General features: G+C 66.3%; 6 protein-coding genes. 4 read left to right on the top strand and 2 right to left on the bottom strand.

Annotation, left to right across the window (positions count from 1 at the left end; translation table 11 throughout):
• Together WMN78_RS08155 and WMN78_RS08150 are read left to right on the top strand one after the other, a co-directional pair.
• Positions 1 to 621: thiolase family protein (locus WMN78_RS08155; protein WP_340533199.1), on the top strand; the 621-nt coding region annotated here is incomplete at its 5' end.
• 635 nt (positions 622 to 1,256) lie between these two features.
• Positions 1,257 to 3,428: a bifunctional polysaccharide deacetylase/glycosyltransferase family 2 protein gene (locus tag WMN78_RS08150; RefSeq protein ID WP_340533198.1), complete on the top strand. Its 2,172-nt coding sequence runs from the start codon at positions 1,257 to 1,259 to the stop codon at positions 3,426 to 3,428.
• A gap of 114 nt (positions 3,429 to 3,542) precedes the next feature.
• Here the strand turns inward: WMN78_RS08150 and WMN78_RS08145 are convergent, their stop codons facing one another.
• Positions 3,543 to 3,893 (bottom strand): metalloregulator ArsR/SmtB family transcription factor, encoded by a 351-nt coding sequence (locus WMN78_RS08145; protein WP_340533196.1) that lies wholly within the window; start codon positions 3,891 to 3,893, stop codon positions 3,543 to 3,545.
• 67 nt (positions 3,894 to 3,960) lie between these two features.
• A complete protein-coding gene (locus WMN78_RS08140) occupies positions 3,961 to 4,701 on the bottom strand; it encodes an MIP/aquaporin family protein (RefSeq protein WP_340533195.1) in 741 nt (246 codons plus the stop codon).
• A 45-nt stretch (positions 4,702 to 4,746) separates the two neighbouring features.
• Between WMN78_RS08140 and WMN78_RS08135 the strand changes: the two genes are divergently transcribed.
• Together WMN78_RS08135 and WMN78_RS08130 are read left to right on the top strand one after the other, a co-directional pair.
• A complete protein-coding gene (locus WMN78_RS08135; protein ID WP_340533194.1) occupies positions 4,747 to 5,421 on the top strand; it encodes a helix-turn-helix domain-containing protein in 675 nt (224 codons plus the stop codon).
• A 137-nt stretch (positions 5,422 to 5,558) separates the two neighbouring features.
• Complete coding sequence (locus WMN78_RS08130; protein ID WP_340533193.1) at positions 5,559 to 5,981, top strand: arsenate reductase ArsC; 423 nt, start codon at positions 5,559 to 5,561, stop codon at positions 5,979 to 5,981.
• Positions 5,982 to 6,000: the final 19 nt, after the last annotated feature.

Here is a 6,000-nt window from a genome sequence, read left to right as displayed (position 1 = left end):
GCCGCCGCGGCGTGGGACGAGGGGTTCTATGACAACCTGGTGGCTCCGGTGCCGGGCACGGACCTGGTCCGGGATGAGGGGATCCGGGCGGGGTCCTCGGCGGAGAAGCTCGCGGGGTTGAAGACGGTGTTCCGGGCCGAGAACGGCACGGTTACGGCCGGGAACGCGTCCCCGCTCTCGGACGGGGCGTCCGCGGCCTGGATCGGGTCCGGGAACGCCGCCGGGATCCTCGGGATGGAACCGCTGGCCCGGATTGCGGGCCGGGGTGCGCACGCGAACGATCCGCAGTTTTTCGGGTACGCCCCGGTGGAGGCTGCGAACAAGGCCCTCGCGAAGGCGGGCATCAGCTGGGAGCAGGTGGGCGCCGTCGAACTTAACGAAGCGTTCGCCGCGCAGTCCCTGGCCTGCATCAACGCCTGGGGGATCGACCACGCAATTGTGAACCGGCACGGCGGCGCGATCGCGATGGGCCACCCCCTCGGTGCCTCGGGCGGCCGGATCCTGGGCACGCTGGCCCGGTCCCTGCAGGCCTCCGGTGAACGCTGGGGCGTCGCCGCGATCTGCATCGGCGTCGGCCAGGGCCTCGCCGTCGTCCTCGAAAACGTCACTGCTTCTGCCTGACATTGAGCGCCACCTGCGTCACTCGCGTCACCTGCGTCACCAGCGCCCCCTGCGAAACGGAAGTTGGTCCGCTTGGTTCGCTCACGGGTCATGCTTTTGGGAGACCGATGGCGGATCACCTAAGGTTGATGCCCGATGGAAGCTATTGATGAAACGTCCGGTCAATCAAGGTCAGCGCCCCCGCGCGGGCCGGTCTTTGTTGATGAATCAGGTCGGCGCCTGCTGCTGGTGAAGCTTGTCGGCCTCGGGGCCCTTGGGCTCGTGGCTGGATATGTTGTTCTCCTGTTGGTTGCCTTCATCGGCGGGTCCAATGTCGCTGCGCCTTACCTGCCTCTGCCTGCGGCCCCGGCGGCCCGTGACGTTCCTTCTTCCCCTCCGCCGCCACAGGCATCTGACGAGGCCACGCCACCAGCTCAGCTGGCTGAGGCGGCCGAGCCTGCGCCGGCCGCATTCCAGGCTCCGGTGACAGGGCCTTCAACCGTTCCAGCAGCACCATCGGTCAACGATACGACCGTGGATCGGGCGGCCCCCTCTGCGCCCGTTAGCCCCCAAGCGGAGATCACGGAGGCGACATCGCCGGGCAAGAGCGGGACGGCTCCGGGCCAGACCACGCGTCCGTCAGCCCCGCCCCAGCCGTGAGCGTGCACCGACCGATCAAGGCCGTTGTTCCGGTCAGTGTGAGGGCGCATTGGTTCGTCCTTGTAGCCCTCCTGTTCGCGCTGGGTGTTGCCCTCGCGGTGCAGGGATACATGCACCATCTTGCCGGGATCGGCGATGACTCCGTGCCGGCAAGTGCGTCCGCGGACACCGTCCCGAACGCCGTCTCCCACGGCGGTCCGGTCATCGATTCCCGCGGCGGGGCGGTCCGCACCGTGAGTCCGCCGGATCGTACGCTCGCGCTTACTTTCGACGACGGACCGGACCCCGTCTGGACGCCCCAAATCCTCGACGTCCTGCGGAAGCATCACGTTCGCGCTACGTTCTTCGTGGTTGGCTCGGCGGCGATCGACAACCCCGAGCTCGTACGCCGCATCATTGCAGAAGGTCACGAGATCGGCGTACACACACTCACCCACACTGACCTCGGCACTGCCCCGCCGTGGCGACGCCAACTCGAGGTCCAAGGTGCCCAGGAGGCGATCGCCGGCATTACCGGCCGTGCGACGTCGCTACAGCGTCCGCCTTACAGCTCCGGGAACGAAGCGGTCACCGACAGCACCTGGTCCGCGATGCAGGCGTCGGCGGACGAGGGGTACCTCACCGTGCTCAGCACTATCGACAGCGAGGATTGGCGGCGGCCGGGCGTCGCGACGATCGAGCGGAACCTCACTGTGTCCGGCCCAGAGGGCCAGGTGCTCCTGATGCACGACGGGGGTAGCGACAGGGAGCAGACCGTCGCAGCTCTCGATTCCGCCCTGCCGCGATTCGCTGACCAGGGCTATCGCGTGACAACGGTCGGCGACGCAATCGGAATTGAGAGCATGCGGGAGGCGTCCAGCGCCGAGGAAATTACCGGTACGGCCTTCGTGCGCGGCATACAGCTCAGCGATTTCGTCGTCACGGCCATCTCGTGGGGGCTCGTTGCGGCCGGCATCGTGACGCTTATCCGTGCGGTGCTGGTCATCGGTTTCGCGGCGCGCCACAGCCGTGCCGCGCGGCGTATTCAGACGGCCAGCCGCGGTCGGCGACGGCTGGACGTGCCGGTCAGGCCGGAGGTCACGGAGCCAGTCAGCGTGATCGTCCCTGCCTACAACGAGGCCGCCGGCATCGAAGCCGCGGTCCGCTCCATCGTCGCCTCGACCCATCCCGTTGAGATCATCGTGGTCGACGACGGCTCAACCGACGGGACCGCAGACATCGTGGAAGCGCTCGGCATACCGGGCGTCACGGTGATACGGAAGGAGAACGGAGGCAAGCCGTCCGCCCTCAATGCCGGGCTTGGCGCTGCCAGCCACCAGATTGTGGTGATGGTCGACGGCGACACCGTCTTCGAACCGGACACGGTCCATGCCCTCATTCAGCAATTCGCGGACCCGCGGGTGGGTGCAATTTCGGGCAACACCAAGGTCGCCAACCGCGGGGGCATCCTCGGCGCCTGGCAGCACATCGAGTACGTCGTGGGCTTCAATCTTGACCGCCGGCTGTTCGACGTCGCCGAGTGCATGCCCACTGTCCCCGGGGCCATTGGTGCCTTCCGCCGCGACGCCCTCCTGAGGGTCGGCGGAGTAAGCGACGATACGCTCGCCGAAGACACCGATCTCACGATGTCACTGTGCCGCGACGGCTGGCGTGTGGTCTACCAGGACGACGCGCGGGCCTGGACCGAGGCACCCGCTACCCTTGGGGCCTTGTGGCGCCAGAGGTACCGCTGGTGCTATGGCACATTGCAGGCAATGTGGAAGCACCGGGGCGCGGTGGTGCAGCGGGGAGCGGCTGGCAAGCTCGGCCGACGCGGACTCGGCTATCTGCTCGTTCTCCAAGTGCTGCTTCCCCTGTTCGCCCCTATCGTCGATGTCTTCGCTGTCTATGGGCTGATCTTCCTCGATCCACTCCGGATCGGGGCGCTCTGGCTTGTCTTCCTTGTCGTTCAGTTACTCATGGCCAGTTACGCGTTCCGGCTCGACACGGAACGGCTCGGGCCGCTCTGGACGCTTCCACTCCAGCAGTTCGTCTATCGGCAGCTGATGTATCTGGTGGTCATCCAGTCTGTGGTCACCGCGCTGGCAGGCGTCCACCTTCGGTGGCACCGCATGGAGAGGTATGGCAGCCTGCGCGTCCCAGCCGCCGCTACTGAACGCCAGGCGTAGGAGGGGCTGCGGTGGCATGGCCGGTGGCGATACCCTCACGGTAGATCCGCTGCACGGCCGGCCAGTCGCCGTCGTGCATGGAACGGATGGTGACAGCGGACGGGACCGGTGCGGTCACAGGGTGGCCAAGAGTCCGGCCGTCTGCTCCAGGGCTCCGGGAACCAGGGAGTAGTAGGCCCACGTGCCGCGCTTCTCACGGTGCAGCAGCCCGGCTTCCACCAGGATCTTCAGGTGGTGGGAGACCGTGGGCTGGCCAAGGTCCAGCGGCCCGGTCAGGTCGCACACGCAGGATTCACCGGAGGCGTCCGCCTTGACGATGGAGAGCAGGCGCAGCCGGTTCGGATCGGCCAGAGCCTTGAAGACCAGGGCTTTCTGCTTGGCCTCCTCTGCGCCCAGGGCAGGTGTTCCTGCCGGGGCGCAGCAGGTTTCATCCGTGGCCGGCTCGAGTACGGGCAGTGCGCTCATGTACCTATTATGCCCCAACATTGATAATCATCAATGTATGCGGGGCGCCGGAAGGACCAGGCCCGCCCTATGAGTCGGCCTTGACCGAACTGTGCGGGAGAACGACGTCGTCCGCGGCGCGGGCTGCGGCTGGGAACAGGGCGAGGAGAAGGCCGAGGCCGAGCGCCCCGCCGATCAGTTGCGCCACCACGAAGCCTGGCACCGACGGCGGGGCGATGCCGGCGAAGGTGTCACTGAACATGCGGCCGACTGTAACGGCCGGGTTCGCGAACGACGTTGAGGACGTGAACCAGTACGCCGCCCCGATGTAGGCGCCCACCGCCGGAGCGGCAAGGATGCCCCGCTTTGTGGCTGCGAGGGCGAAGATGAGGAGAACGAGCCCCGCCGTCGCGACAACCTCCGCCAGCAGATGACCCGTGGTGGCGCGCTCTTTGGCGGAGATGGAGGTGCCCACCTCAAACATCGCGTTCGCGAGCACGCTGCCGCTGATTGCACCTGCGGTCTGGGCAGCCACATAAATGCCAAGTTCCGGCAGGGTCAATCCGGAGCCGCTGCCTCGGCCGAGGATCCAGTCGGCGAGGGAGACCACAGGGTTGAAGTGCGCGCCGCTCACCGGCCCAAGCATCAGGATCAACACCGTCAGGCCAAGCGCTGTGGCGGTGCTGTTCTCCAGCAACTGCAGGCCGACATCGCCGGGGGAGAGTTGCTGCGCGGCGATCCCGGAGCCGACGACGATGGTCACGAGCAGGCTGGTGCCGAGCAGTTCGGCAACGGCGCGGCGCCACAGGCGTGGCTGGTTTGAAGTCATGGCAACAGCTTGACCCAAAGAACAAACTCAGTCAAAATTGAATCAATGAAAATTGAGGCAACTGACGAATTCAGGATGCGCATCGCCAGGCACGCGGCCCTTTCTGATCCTGCACGGCTGCGCATCGTGGATCTGCTGACCTTGGGAGACTTCTCCCCGACGGAGTTGCAGGCCGAGCTGGGGATGCCGTCCAACCTGCTGTCCCACCATCTGCGCACACTCGAGGATGCCGGGCTGGCAGTCCGCCGCCGCTCCGAAGCGGACCGGCGGCGCAGCTACATCCGGCTCGCTTCCGGCGCGCTGGAGGGCCTGGTGCCAGGGGTCGAACATGAGGCCCGCCGCGTGCTGTTCGTCTGCACGCGGAACAGTGCCCGGTCGCAGCTTGCCGCCGCCCTCTGGGGGCAGGCCAGCCAGATTCCGTCGGTGTCGGCGGGAACGCACCCGGCGGACCGGGTAGCCCAGGGCGCCATAGAGGTTGCCCGGCGTCATGGCATGGATCTCGAAGGGCGTCTTCCGCGCACGCTGGACCAGGCGGTGGAGGGCGGCGATTTTGTTGTGACCGTGTGCGACAGTGCCCATGAGGAGTTGCCGGGTCTGGGTGGCGCCCACTGGTCGGTGCCGGATCCGGTTCGCGCGGGCACGGAGGAAGCCTTCGAGGCGGCCTTCGAGGATATTTCGCGCCGGGTCCAGGACCTCGCCCCTCGTGTGCTCGCCGCCTAGTCGCCGCGCGCAGCGGGTGCTGAAGGCCGGCCGCCGAAGACATATTGACAATCATCAATCTATTACCAATACTCATTACATCGATCATCATCAATGTTTTACCGAGCGATGCCGAAACTGATTCCAGGAGAAACACTGTGAGCACCGAAACCGCCAAGAAGCCGTCCGTCCTCTTTGTCTGCGTCCACAACGCGGGCCGCTCGCAGATGGCCGCAGCCTTCCTCACCACCCTGTCCAAGGGTGAAATCGAGGTCCGCTCCGCCGGTTCCCAGCCCGCCGAAAAAATCAACCCGGCCGCCGTCGAAGCAATGGCTGAGGTAGGCATCGACATGTCCTCGGAGATCCCGAAGGTCCTCACCACGGAGGCCGTCAAGGAATCCGACGTTGTGATCACCATGGGCTGTGGCGACGAATGCCCGTACTTCCCCGGCAAGCGCTACGAGGACTGGGTCCTGGAGGATCCGGCAGGCAAGGGCGTGGACTCGGTCCGCCCGATCCGCGACGATATCAAGACCCGTATCGAGGACCTGATCGAATCCCTCATCCCCGCCGCCAAGTAACAGACCCGGACCAAGGAGC

It is taken from the genome of Arthrobacter oryzae, assembly GCF_037911235.1.
Taxonomy (GTDB): Bacteria; Actinomycetota; Actinomycetes; order Actinomycetales; family Micrococcaceae; genus Arthrobacter; species Arthrobacter oryzae_E.
This window is presented reverse-complemented; position numbering and strand designations above follow the sequence as displayed.